This is a genomic window from Nocardia sp. FBN12 (genome assembly GCF_050320175.1).
Classification (GTDB): Bacteria; Actinomycetota; Actinomycetes; order Mycobacteriales; family Mycobacteriaceae; genus Nocardia.
This window is the reverse complement of the sequence record NZ_CP190048.1, coordinates 6,996,360-7,009,385: the sequence shown is the minus strand read 5'-3', so window position 1 is coordinate 7,009,385 and position 13,026 is coordinate 6,996,360. Positions and strand designations below refer to the sequence as shown.

General features: G+C 66.3%; 9 protein-coding genes. 3 read left to right on the top strand and 6 right to left on the bottom strand.

What is annotated here, in order from left to right; genetic code table 11:
* Position 1: 1 nt before the first annotated feature.
* The 5 genes from ACQHI0_RS32870 to eccCa form a co-directional block, all read right to left on the bottom strand.
* The gene (locus ACQHI0_RS32870; RefSeq protein WP_427905581.1) at positions 2-292 is read right to left on the bottom strand and encodes a WXG100 family type VII secretion target; all 291 of its coding nucleotides are present in this window, start codon (positions 290-292) and stop codon (positions 2-4) included.
* Positions 293-352: 60 nt separating this feature from the next.
* A complete protein-coding gene (locus ACQHI0_RS32865) occupies positions 353-670 on the bottom strand; it encodes a WXG100 family type VII secretion target (RefSeq protein ID WP_427905580.1) in 318 nt (105 codons plus the stop codon).
* A gap of 435 nt (positions 671-1,105) precedes the next feature.
* Positions 1,106-1,723, bottom strand: coding sequence for a hypothetical protein (locus ACQHI0_RS32860; protein WP_427905579.1), 618 nt, complete (start codon positions 1,721-1,723; stop codon positions 1,106-1,108).
* Between the two features lie 427 nt (positions 1,724-2,150).
* The gene (locus ACQHI0_RS32855; RefSeq protein WP_427905578.1) at positions 2,151-3,596 is read right to left on the bottom strand and encodes a type VII secretion-associated protein; all 1,446 of its coding nucleotides are present in this window, start codon (positions 3,594-3,596) and stop codon (positions 2,151-2,153) included.
* On the bottom strand, positions 3,575-7,612 hold the full coding sequence (eccCa, locus tag ACQHI0_RS32850; RefSeq protein WP_427905577.1) for a type VII secretion protein EccCa: 4,038 nt from the start codon (positions 7,610-7,612) through the stop codon (positions 3,575-3,577). Before eccCa ends, ACQHI0_RS32855 begins: the two co-directional genes overlap by 22 nt.
* A 187-nt stretch (positions 7,613-7,799) precedes the next feature.
* Between eccCa and eccD the strand changes: the two genes are divergently transcribed.
* From eccD to ACQHI0_RS32835, 3 genes are all read left to right on the top strand, one after another.
* On the top strand, positions 7,800-9,266 hold the full coding sequence (gene eccD, locus ACQHI0_RS32845; protein ID WP_427905576.1) for a type VII secretion integral membrane protein EccD: 1,467 nt from the start codon (positions 7,800-7,802) through the stop codon (positions 9,264-9,266).
* The gene (gene mycP / locus ACQHI0_RS32840; protein WP_427905575.1) at positions 9,263-10,681 is read left to right on the top strand and encodes a type VII secretion-associated serine protease mycosin; all 1,419 of its coding nucleotides are present in this window, start codon (positions 9,263-9,265) and stop codon (positions 10,679-10,681) included. Before eccD ends, mycP begins: the two co-directional genes overlap by 4 nt.
* Positions 10,682-10,743: 62 nt before the next feature.
* The gene (locus ACQHI0_RS32835) at positions 10,744-11,511 is read left to right on the top strand and encodes a potassium channel family protein (protein WP_427905574.1); all 768 of its coding nucleotides are present in this window, start codon (positions 10,744-10,746) and stop codon (positions 11,509-11,511) included.
* Here ACQHI0_RS32835 and eccB read toward each other — a convergent pair.
* On the bottom strand, positions 11,508-12,986 hold the full coding sequence (gene eccB / locus ACQHI0_RS32830; protein ID WP_427905573.1) for a type VII secretion protein EccB: 1,479 nt from the start codon (positions 12,984-12,986) through the stop codon (positions 11,508-11,510). The genes ACQHI0_RS32835 and eccB overlap by 4 nt on opposite strands.
* Positions 12,987-13,026 lie beyond the last annotated feature (40 nt).

The window sequence follows — 13,026 nt, the reverse complement described above, 5'->3', positions numbered from 1 at the left end:
GTCAGACGAACTTGCCCGACAACCACTTGTCGGTGTCGTGCAGCTCGGAGTTGCCGGTCTGAACGAGCTTTGCCGCTTCCATCAGCGTCGTATTCAGCTGCCCGGACTGCGAATTCCACTCGCCCTGCATCTGCGTGAAGGCCTCGTGTGCGCTACCGCCCCACTTCTCGGCAATTGCTTCAACCTTCTTGTGGAAGGCTTGCAGCTTATCGGCCAGCTGGTTTGCAGTGGCAATCATGTCCTGGGCGCCGGTATCAACCGAGTCCCGATTAGACGCAATAACATCCGACATTGGTGTGGATCCCCTTTACTGAGAGTTACTGAGAATTACTGAGAGGTACAGGTTGCTCGATCAGATGGCGGGCAGATCGAGTTCAGCCATCTTGCTCTCGACCTGACCCTTGAACATCGCGTCCTGCTCGGTGTAGCTGTCCGTTGCCTGCATCAGCTTCTGCGACGTCTCGAGGAGCTTGTCGTTCAGCTTCTCCGCGCGCGAAGCATAGGAGTCCATCAACTGGTCGAACGCGAGCTGCGCGTTGCCCTTCCACGTCTCCGTGGCTGCCATCTTGCCGGCCCAGATCTTCTTGACCAGACCTTCGATCTCGGTGTAGGAAGCTTCCGCTTCCTTGGAGAAAGTCTGCAGGTCGGCAACATTTGCATTAAGAGTCATCGGGTTCCTTTCGGGTTGTCAGCTGATCCCGGGTCGAGGGACCACTGCTCTACACTTGGTTAGACGCGAGACATGGGCGATCGGTTCCACTCATGTCGGAACTTTTTGATTCAGCCAGCCACAGCAGGGCTGGGAAGCGTTGGCGGGACGACACTGAATGATCGTCATGTGGTTTGCCCCCATCCATCAATCTCCCCCAATTTTGATGCAGAACCGCGCCCTGCAGACGGTACCCGTCGACAGAGTCGCGCGCAATTGGCACCCGCGAGCCGCTACGCCGCACCCGGCCCGGCGCGAGTGCTGACACCTACCGTGAGCTGGTCAGCCCCGCCGCGTGGCCAGTTCTGCCGCTGGGACCCGTTCTAACGACGATGCCGACCTCTGATCGACATGGCGACCGGTTGGCTCACCTCACCGGGCCGTGAATCCCGGTACTCAGAACCCCGCGCGCTCGAGGAACTTCAGGGCCGAGTCTTTGTCCTTGAATCCTGACATCGACATGTACAGCTTCGTGGTGGTGTTGAAGGTTTCGATGGTCGCTCCACCACCCGGGATCGTGTCGTCGATGCGGAACTTCTTCTCACCTTTGTCGGTCAACCACTCCGGATGCTGACTGCTCCACTGGCGGAGCAGCTTGTCCGGGTTCGTGTCGATCCAGGCGATCGGGTAACGGTCGATGTCGACGGCGGTACGCAGGAGGCCTACCGTCAGACTGTTCTTGGCCGGGACGGTGAACACCACTCGAACCGCGTACGGGTCGTTGCCGATCGGGGCCTTCTCGGTGATGTTGTTGACGGCGACGACGTCACGCAGGGGTGCGGGCAGCGCCTCGAGGACGGCCTTGGCGTCCGCCGAAACGGATTGTGGGGCAGCTTTGCTCGTTGTCGGTGCGGTCTTGGCGGTGCTCTTCGCTGAGGTGGGCGCGGAGGGCGCCTCCTGGACTACCGACGAGGGCGCTGCGACCGTGTCGGCCTCGGCGTCGTCTCCACTCGAGATCGCGACGACCCCGGCCACCAGCGCACCGACCACCACGACCGCGGCGCCGGCCAACACGAGAGGCGACTTCCACCACGGGTTCGGTTGCGGAGGTTGTTGCTGCCATCCCTGCTGTGGCGGCTGACCCCAACCTTGCTGCGGGTGAGGCTGTCCCCCAGGGTGCGGCTGCGTCCCGTACTGCGGCGGCACCCCCTGCTGCGACGGCATCTGTGGATACGGCTGCTGACCGGAATACTGCTGCGGCGCACCCTGTCCCGGCGCGTGACCAGGCGCCCAACCCGGACCTTGCTGCGGCGGTGGATAAGTCATGGTTCCCCTCCCTATTCACAGGCCGCTCAGACGAACACGCGACCCGCAGCGAGCGTACTTGCGCACACCACCGAACCCGAATCGAGCTGAATCCTCACGATGAAGTCTCCGTCGGCCGGGTGCCGAAAAATAGCGCCCGTACATGGCCGAACCAGGCGCACCGAGAGAGGTGGCCTTAAGGGTCGACCCGAACTGCTCCGACGACCTGTTCGCAAGCGGACATCACACCGGCCCAACCGTTTTCGGCGTATTGACAGCCGATGCTGACCTGGACGCCGTGTTCGACGAGGACCTGCCAGCGGACGGTGGATCCGTCGGCGGGGCGTTCTTCGTAGGAGAGGCCGGGGCGGCCGGCTAAGACTACGTCGCGGCGGACCTCGGTGACGGTTCCTGCCGGCTTTTTGGCTATTTGGGCGGCGAGGTCGGCGGCGACCTCGTCGTAGCCCGCGCCGGGGGTGACCGGTTTCTGGGTGATGGTGATGCGGTGGCGGGCGGCGTCGTCGGGGACGAGGTCGGCGCGGGCGTCGGTGGCGGTGGTGCGGTGCCAGCCTGCGGGGACTTCCACGACGACTCGGCCGACCGTCTCCGTGGAGGGTCTGGGCTTCGGTTTCGACGACGTGGGTGCCGGGGTCACCGTGGTGGGCGCAACGGTGGTGGTCGCGACCGCTGCGGTCGCTTCCTGGTCGCCGGAGCCGAACAGAAAGATTCCGCCGATCGCTGCCGCGGCGACGACGGCGACCAAGGCCGCGGCGCCGACGTAGAGGGGGCGGCGGTCGACGGGGTTGGTGGCCGCGGCGCGCTCGCGCAGGGGTTGCATCCACTCGGCCGCAGGCGGGATGGACGGGGTGTAGGCCGGGGGCTTCCGGGCGGGGCGCGCTAGATCCGTTCCCGTCAAAGGGCTCACGGATACACCTGCGCCGCAAACACTTTCGACCACTGCGGTCACCGAGGCCAGTACCGCGGGATCGGTGGTGCCGAACACCTGGACGACGTCGGCGGGGCGGTCGGTGAGCAGGAGTCCCAGCAGCGCCGCGAGGTGGCCGAAGCCTTCCTCGCCTGCGAGTTCCGAGGCAGCGAGGTTCGGTTCGACCTCGACTGCCTCGACATGACTGCCGTTTGTGTCGTAGACGACCGACGAGGCCGAGGTCGACAGCATGCCGAACTCGATAATCGCGGTGCGGCGGCTGCGGCTAGCTGTGATGTCGGCTGCTGAGGCGCGCAGCGCACAGGACTCGAAAACAACCTCGTGTGCGAATTGCCCAGCGGCAGTACCGAACAGTTCGAGTTCAGGCGGCCCCCACGCCGTCGGGTGCACGACGACGATTCGGTCACACAGCGGCGTAACCCGCAGGGCGTCCATGACCGCGCCGAGTATTGCGGACAGGGCCTGACCTGCCGTCGGCATCCGAGGAGGCAACGCGATCACCCCGGCAGCCAGATACTGAACCGCCGACACCGCCTGGGTGGGGGCAGTTAGTGGCTCGCCGACAACAAGGTCGAAACCATTACTGCCCACCACGATCGACGGTGGAACGTCCCAGTGTGTGGTGGCGCCACGCGCCCACACCTTCGTTTCGCTGACAACCAGTTCGACGACGGTCATTCCGGTTGCGGCATCCATGCGGTCTGGATCAGACCCTCGGTGTTACGGGTGACGAAGGTACCGCGACCGGTCGGCTTCGGGCCCGGTCGGGTAGTGCCGACCAGAACACCCTCGTCACGACTGCAGCTCAGGATCAGCGCAGCCGAGCCGAGGTCCTTCATCCTGGCCAGGGTTGCTTCGTACATAGCGCGACTGGCACCACCGGAACGACGAGCGATGATCAGGTGGAACCCGAGGTCACGCGCGTGTGGAATGTGTTCGACCATCGCCGACACCGGGTTGCCCTGCGAGGTTGCGACCAGGTCGTAGTCATCGACGATGACATACAGCTCCGGCCCACTCCACCAAGACCGCTCCCGCAGCTGCTGCGGTGTCACGTCGGGTCCCGGAGTTCGCTTGGCTACATATGTCGCCAAGCCGTTCATGTAGTCGGTGAAAAGGGGCGCCGTCGAACCGTAGCCCGCCTGATAGCCCTCGGGAATGAGCCCGAGCATGTTGCGCCGGTAGTCACCGATGATGAACTTGGCTTGATCGGGAGTATTCGACGCGGCGATGCCGTCGATGATCGAGCGAAGCAACGTCGTCTTACCGGACTCGGTGTCGCCGATGACGATGAAGTGCGGGCTCTCCGCGAAATCCAGATAGACGGGCGCGAGCTCTGCCTCGTTGATTCCGATCGGGATACGCATGCACTTGGACGACGGATCGACCCGTGAAGGCCAATTGCCGGCGAGGTGCAGCAGCTGGTCGCGTGGGAACTGGTCCGGCAGCATTCTGACCTGCGGAGCGACGCGCCCAGGCGTAGCCCGGCTGATGGTCTCGACCGCGGTGGCAACCGCCTGGCCAAGATTCGACGGATCGGAAGAACCGTCGAGGCGTGGCAGCGCCGTCAACATATGCAGGCATTCGGCAGTCATACCGCGGCCGGGGCGACCCTGCGGAACCAGCGCGGCGAACTTACGACCGAGGTCGGAGTCCATAGGATCGCCGAGGCGTAGCTCGATTCGGGTACCGATCTGATCCTTGAGCGCGGGGCGGGCCTCGGCCCATCGGTTGAGCGCGATAGCGACGTGCACGCCGTACGAAAGACCCTGCACCGCAAGGTTCATGATGGTCTGCTCAAGAGCGTCGAAATCCTGGCGGATCGAGCCGTAGCCATCGATGACCAGGAACACATCGCCGAACGGATCCTCATGTGCACCCGCGGCGGCGGGGCTGGACGCGGGATCTATCGAACGCAGTCGACGGAACTCGACCATCGACTCGATGCCCAGCTGACGGAACTTCGCCTCGCGGGTGCGGACGATCGTGGTCATCTCGGCAACGGTGCGCCGGACCTGGTCCTCGTCGAGGCGGCTCGCCACTGAACCAACGTGCGGCAGGCCGAGGAGGCTGGTCATCGTGCCACCACCGAAGTCGAGGCAGTAGAACTGCACCTGCTCGGCGGTGTGGGTCAATGCCATCGCCATGATCATCGAGCGCAGGGCGGTGGACTTGCCCGACTGCGGGCCACCGACGATCGCGACATTGCCTCGCGAACCGGACAGGTCGACCACGAAGGGGTCGCGGCGCTGGTCGTAGGGGCGGTCGACGATGCCCATGGGGGCGCGCAGGGTGGCGATCGCGGAGTACTCGCCGGTGAGGATCGAGCGTGGGACGAGCTGATCCATGGTCGGCGCCTCGTCGAGCGGCGGCAGCCAGATCTCGTGGGCGGGGCGGCCGTGGCCCTGGATGCGCGAGACCAGCATGTTCAGGTTCGACATCTGGTCGTTCTCGTCGCCGGTGGGCTCCGGCTCGAACTCGGCCTCGACCGGCAGCGGGACCCGGTCGGCGGCGCGGAAGCCGACGTGGGTCGCGGCGAAAGGCCGGGCGTTGACGTCGATCTCGCCGCCGACGATGCCCGCGCTGGTGACCTCGCGGGCTGAACCACCACCGACATACGGGCCCGAGACGTAGGAGGCCTGGAAGCGCTGGATCTCGCCCGAGTCGGACTTCAGGTAACCGCCACCGGGGGTGCTCGGCAGGTTGTAGGCGTCGGGGACGCCGAGGACCTGGCGGGATTCGTTGGCGGAGAAGGTCTTCAGGCCGATGCGGTAGGACAGGTGCGATTCCAGGCCCTTGAGCTTGCCTTCCTCCAGACGCTGCGAGGCGAGCAGGAGGTGGACCTGCAGCGAGCGGCCGAGGCGGCCGATCATCACGAACAGTTCCGCGAAGTCGGGGTGCTGGGTGAGCAGTTCGGAGAACTCGTCGAGCACGACGAACAGCGCGGGCAGCGGGTCCAGGTCGGCGCCTGCCGCGCGGGCCTTCTCGTATTCGGAGACGTTGGCGAAGTTGCCTGCCTGGCGCAGGACTTCCTGGCGGCGGTTCATCTCGCCTGCCAGTGCGTCCTTCATACGGTCGACGAGGTCGGCTTCGTCCTCGAGGTTGGTGATGACCGCGGCGACGTGCGGGACGCCGTCGAGGCCGAGGAACGTCGCGCCACCCTTGAAGTCGACGAGGACCAGGTTGAGCTGGTCGGGCGAGTGGGTGGCGAGCAGGCTGAGCACCAGGGTGCGCAGGAATTCCGACTTACCGGAACCGGTCGCGCCGATGCACAGGCCGTGCGGACCCATGCCGTTCTCGGCGGCTTCCTTGATATCGAGTTCCACGGGGGCACCGTCGGCGCCGATGCCGAACGGCACGCGCAGACGTTCGCGGCCGTAGCGGGGACGCCAGGCGCTGGCCGGGTTGAAGTTGCCGATATCGCCCAGGCTCATCAGCTGCGACCAGGTGGAGATCGTCTCGGTCTCGTCGGTCTCGACGTCGCTGCTGCGCTGGGTGGCCGCGCGATAGGGCGCGAGCCTGCGGGCGAGCTGCTGTGCCTGCTCGGCGCTGACGCGGTCGATGGTGGCGAAGCGCTCCTGGTTGCCGGTGGCGCCGCGGCCGAGGCACTCGCCGTCTTCGACGACCATCTTGATGCCGCGCGAAACAGCAAGGCGCGGTGCGTAATTGCACAGGTCGATGATGGTGACACCCTCGTACCCGGACTCGCGCAGCTGGTCGTCCTCGGCCTCGAGCAGACCGCCGTCGACGACGATCACCACGTGCACCATGTTCGGGTTGTTCGGCTGGTTACGCGAGTAGCGCACCCGGTTGCCGAGCAGCGGATGCAGGCCCGCCATCGCCTCGCGGATGGAGCCGTAGAACATGCGCTGGGTGCCGACGCCGTCCTGCACCTCGGGGTGCTGGGTGTGCGGCAGCCACTTGGTCCACTCCCACTCGCGGGCGGTGTCGGGGCCGCAGACCACGGCGACAAGCACCTGGTCGGGCGCCTGGAACATGCACAGCTGCAACAACATCGCGCGCGTCATGTCGCGCGCCTGGGCGCGGTCACCGTCGAGGGCGACGGTGCCGAAACCCTTCACCGCGATAGCGGTGGGCAGGTCGGGAACCGTGGAATGCGCTCGCACGAAGCGGCGCAGCGAGACCGCGGCGATGGGCTCCAGCTCTTCGACGGGGCCGGTTTCGGGGGCCACCAGCCTGGTCGCCAGGCGCTGGCCGCCGAGGCCGATGCGCGCGTGGCAGAAGTCCTTGTCGCCGGAGCGGCGCTCCCACATCCGGCTGGTGCCCGCGAGCATCCAGATCAGGCCGGGCTCAGGGTGGCTCCACTCGACGGCGGCGCGTTGCTGTTTGGCGGTCTCGTCGACATCTTTACGGACCTGATCGAGGTAGCGCAGGTAATCCTTGCGGTCCTCGTTGGCCTCCGCGGCCTTGGCGCCCTTGCCGCCACCCTGTCCGAACATGGTGACCATCGACATGATCATCATCATCGGGAACATCATCGACATCGGGTTGGACAGCATGCCGCTGCCCTGGGTGAACATCAGCGCCATCATGCCGACCATGCCGACCACCATCACGACGGGCATCAGCTTCATCAGCAGGCTGCCCGGGGTGATCCGCGGGATCTCCGGCGGCGGCTGCAACGTGACCTCGCCACCCGGCGTACGCGGCATTTCGCGCCGGGCACGGCGCTGGAACCTGACGGTGCTCATGGTCGAAGACTCCCCCTGCTTGACTACTCGCTCATCTGTCGTCGCGACGGGCTCAGTGTAGAGGTCGCGGCCGACATGTCGTATGGTTCGTCAGGCATTCTGCTGTCCGAACGGTGGGTTCCGCAAACTGTCGACCGTTAAGAGCGGTCGAGCGGAAACACGAGGTAGAGACGGAACTGGGGGAGTTTTGACGCACGCGCGACTCGATCATGTGGAAGAGGACTCCGCACGCGGCATCGTTCGCGCGCCGGACCTTGCCCGCGTCACCATCCTGGCCAAACACACGCAGGTAGACATGGCTATTCCGGTCGATGTGCCGGTCGCCCTCGTCATTCCCAGCGTGGTCGACATGGTCGCGCAGCACAGCCGCTCGAACGATTTCGACAACGACGGCGAACGCTACGAACCCGCCGAATGGGTCCTCGCGCGCATCGGCCACCCCCCGTTCTCGAACTCGCTGAGCCTGGGCGAACAGGGCGTGCGCGACGGCGAACTGCTCATGCTGGAAAGCGCCTCGCACGCGGCGCCGACGCCACTGTTCGACGACATCATGTACAACGTCGCGGTCGCCGACGCCGAGCACTACCGCAGCTGGACGCCGAAGACGGCCCGCATCACCGGTTCGGTGCTCGCCGCGATCACCATGCTGGTCGGCTGCTTCGGCCTGCTCGCCGCGCCGGATGCGTTGCCGTTCTGGGTGTCCGGGTCGCTGGCGCTGTTCGTCTCGATCTTGTGTGTGGTGGCGGGCACGGTGCTGAGCCGCATGTACCGCGACACCTCGGCCGCGCTGGTACTCGGTGGCTGCGCGCTGCCGACCGCGTTCACCGCGGGCATGCTGCTGGTCCCCGATCATTACGGCCCGGCGCACCTGCTGCTCGGGTTCGCGCTGCTCGGCTCGATCGCGGTGCTCGCGTGGCGGGTCACCGGCATCGGGCTGGCGCTGTTCATCGGAACGGCGACGGTCTCGGTGTTCGGCGTGCCTGCCGCGCTTGTGGGATTGCTCACAGATCAGCCCGTCAAGGCGATCGGGGCGGTCGTCGCCGCGCTCGGTCTGGCCGGACTCTCACTCTCGCCGCGGGTTTCGATGCTGCTGGCGAAACTGCCGTTGCCGCCGGTCCCCTCCCCCGGCACCCCGATCGACCCGACCGAGGACGACCCGGACGATCACCGCGCCCTGCCCACCCTCGACGCCCTGCGCGCGCGCTCGGAGCGGGCCCGTAATTACCTCGCAGGCCTGGTCAGCGCGACCACGCTGGTCACCGTCGCAGGCGCGCTGCTGGCGACCGGCGCAGGCGCCGAGGATCCCTACTGGCCCGGCATCGCGCTGGCGCTGGTGTGCGCGGTGGTGCTGATGTTCCGCAGCCGCACCTACGCGGGCGCCGAGCAGGCCATCGTGTTGATCGCGGGTGGCTCGGCGATCGTGCTGATCATGCTGGTCGGCGTCGCGCTCGAAATGCGCCAGCCCCTGGTCGTTTTCGGTGCCGCGCTGGTGATGCTGATCTCGGCGCTGGTGATGGGCCTGATCCTGCCGAAGCAGTCCGCGACACCGCCGATGCGCCGGGCCGTCGAATTGCTCGAATACGCGTTCGTCGCCGCGGTGCTGCCGCTGGTGTTCTGGGTCGCCGATCTCTACTCGCTGGTTCGCGGGCTGTGAGGCTCGGCTTTCGACTGACGGCCGTTGCTCTTGTCGTCGGTCTGAACGCCGGTTTCGGTCTGTACGGCACCGCGCACGCGGACCGGCCGCCGGCGATCGACCCCGGAATGTTGCCCGCCGGTGATCCCGCCGCACCGCCGGACAAGACCGAAAAGGGCAGCGGCACCAACGGACTGTGCTTCCGCACGCAGGCGAGCACTGCGACAGCGGTGATCCCGCCGAGCCAGCGTTCGCTCGATCTCGAGCGGGCGTGGCAATTCTCCCGTGGCGCAGGACAACTCGTCGCGGTGATCGATACGGGCGTGGAACCGCACCCTCGTCTGCCAGACATGTGGGCGGGCGGCGATTACGTAGCCGCCGGTGGCAACGGCACCGAGGACTGCGATGTGCACGGCACGGTCGTGGCGGGGATCATCGGCGCGACCAAGATCGAGGGCCAAGGCTTTTCCGGTGTCGCACCGGAATCACGGATTCTCAGCATTCGCCAGAACAGCCAGCTCTACCAAGCGGAAGGCGCCGGGCGGGACAAGTCGCCCGATGACTTCCCGGACGGCTACGGCAAGGTCTCCTCGCTCGCCAGTGCAATTCGACGCGCGGCCGACTTCGGCGCCAGTGTGATAAACATCTCACTGGTTTCCTGCCCAACCAGTTCGCCGGCGAACGAGCCAGCATTCCGTGCGCTCGGCGCGGCGGTGCAGTACGCGGCAGTCGAGAAAGACTCGGTGATCGTCAGCTCTGCGGGAAACTCTGATGGCGCCTGCAAGTCAGGCAATCCCGGGCCCGACCCGCTCAAGCCCGCGCAGGACTTGTGGAGCACGGTCCGCACCTACGTGAACCCGGCCTGGTACGACGAGTACGTGCTCTCGGTAGGCTCGATCAGCGCCAACGGCGCACCGTCGTCGTTCAGCGTCGCCGGCCCGTGGGTCGGCATCGCCGCACCGGGAGAAGGCATTACGTCCCTCGATGCCAGGACCACCGGCATCTCCGACGGCAAGTACGACAACCAGGGCAAGTACATGGCTTACAGCGGAACGAGTTTCGCGTCGCCGTATGTGGCCGGTGTCGCCGCGCTGGTGCGTGACCGGTTCCCCGAACTGACCGCCAAACAGGTGATCGAACGGCTGCAGGCCACCGCCCACGCACCGGCCGAGGGCTGGAATCCGTACATCGGCTACGGCGCGGTCGATCCGGTCGCGGCGCTGACCAACGAAGTGCCGAGAGAACTTCCGCCGAAGCAGGCCAGCCCGGCGCGAAGCCTGCAGCTCGCGGTGCCCGCACCGCCGCCGCCCGCGGACAACACCGCGCGCAATGTGGCGCTGATCGGTTCGGGCGCCATCGGCCTCATCCTGGTTCTCGGCGTCCTGGCGTCGTTCCCGATCCGCCGCAAGTTCGGGATGTCGGCAGACGATCTCTGACCTGCTCGACCACAGAGCAAGGTACGGTCGGCGGGCCAGCGCCCGTCGACCCAGGTAGCCGCATGAACACGTCAACGATCGAACGTCCACCCACCCGCAGGCAACGGTGGGAACGCGCGACCAATCTGCCGTTGATCGTGCTCGCGGTGATGTTCGTCGTCATGTACGCGTGGCGGGTGCTCGACACCGACGCGTCACCGCGGCTCGATGCCAGTCTGCTGTGGGCGGATATCGCGATCTGGGCGGTGTTCGCGGTCGATTTCATGGTCAGGTTGCGGTTGTCGAGCGACAGGTCGCGATTCCTCCGCAAGCACCCGCTCGATCTGCTGGTCGTCCTCGTGCCGCCGTTTCGCCCGCTGCGCCTGCTTCGAGCCTCGCTACTGCTGCTCGACGCTCTCAACCGCGCGACGCACCCACGCACCCGCCTGGTGACCTTCGTCGGCACCAGTTCCGTACTCATTCTGCTGCTGACGAGCCTGGCCTTCTTCGACGCCGAATACGGCGCACCCGACAGCAAGATCGAGTCCTTCGGCGACGCGCTGTGGTGGTCGGCGGTCACCGTAACCACCGTCGGCTTCGGCGATGTCTACCCGGTGACCACCGAGGGTCGGTTCGTCTCCCTGATCCTGATGACCTTGGGCATCGGCCTGATCTCGTTCGCCATCGGCACCATGACCAGCTGGGTCGTCGAACAACTCAAGACCGTCGACGACGCCGCCGACCGCGCGGAGAGCACGCTCCGCGAACTGGTCGACGAGGTCAAAGCCCTGCGGACCGAGGTCGCCGAACTCCGCGCCGATTCCGCGAAGCCGGCGACCCCGCCCGACTAATTCACCGCGGCGACAGGCTTTTTGGCGGGCGACGGATCCGGCGAGACGCCATCGTGCGCCACCATCGCCTCTTCCCTGCCCATCGTCGGCCCACCCGCGAGCAGTCCGACGATCGGCCACGGCGCCGGTTCGGCGGTGACTTCCTCCAGGCCGAGTGCCTTGACCGCATCGGCGTTCTTGATGCCGTAGCGGACGCCGGTATCGGCGATGTAGAACAGGCTGTCCTTGCGGCGGCTGTTCGGTTCGATGCCGGTGGACTGCACGTAGGCGCCCGAGGCAGGCGGGATGAACACCGTGTCGGCGTTGGGACCCGCGCCGTCGGCCTGGGCGAGATCGACCATCTTGGCCTTGTCCGGGATCGGCACGTCGATGCCGGTGAGCAAGGTCAGTTCGGCGCGCGCGGTGGCGTCGGCGTTGTCGGTGGCGCCTGCGATCGGCTTCCACGACATGCAGCTGACGGGCTGGTCCTTGGCGGTGATCAGCGTCGGCCGGTCACGCGGGTAGTCCTGGACCTTCAGCGTCTGCACCTGGGGTGCGTAAGTCCGGTCGGTGGACTGGATCGTGGTGCCGCTCATGACCGTCGGATAGAAGTTGCGGATGATCTGGGCGGTCATCGCCGTGATCGCCTGCAGACCGTCCTGGAGCACCACGTAGTTCTGGTTCGACTCGTTGAAGACCTGGACCACGTCACCGATCTTGTGACCGCTCACGTTGTAGGCCGGTGTGCCACCGGGATTGTCGATGACCGGCGTGATCACCGGCAGCACTTCGGGGATCGCGTTGAGCAGTCCCTCGCTGATCGTGCGCGGGGTCAGGCCGGTGATGCCGAGCGCATGGGTGACGGCCGGATCTTCCATCTTCACGCGAGCACGCTTGCCGTCGTAGACCAGATAGGTCGCGTCCTTGCCCTTCACGAGCATGGCCTTGCCGTCTTCGACCTTCGACGCCTTGGCGCCCAGACTCGGGTCACCGGCCAGTACCGATGTGGTCAGGTCGGCGCTGCCGTCGGACTTGAGCTGATCGCACACCGTCCACGTCCGGCCCTTGCCGCCCTTGTCGTACAGGATCGACGACGGTGCGCCCGGAATGCCGATCAGCTGACCACGCGGCTTCTTGCCCAGTTCGGATTCCTTGACGATCGCCGCCTTGGACGCCTCACCGGCCGCCAACCGGGCCGAGGCCAGGTTCAGCGCGGGGTGCACGACGTTCTCGACGACCACGTAGACGCCGCCGGATTCCTTGGCGATCAGGATCTTGCTGTCGCCGATCTTGTCCTGCGGACGCAGCAGCGCGAGGATGCCGCAACCGGCCAGGACCACCAGGCCGAGTACAAGTCCGACCACGTAGGCACGGGTCTGCGCGCGCATCGGGTCGTGCAGCATCCGCACATCCCGGCGCACCAGGGCGTGCTCCATTCGCCGCACCAGGAAGCGGTATCCGCTGACCTGCCAGCGCGTTGTGGGTTTTGAAGGCATGGTTCCTCCCCCGAACAGTGCTCTCGTCCGGGCAACACAG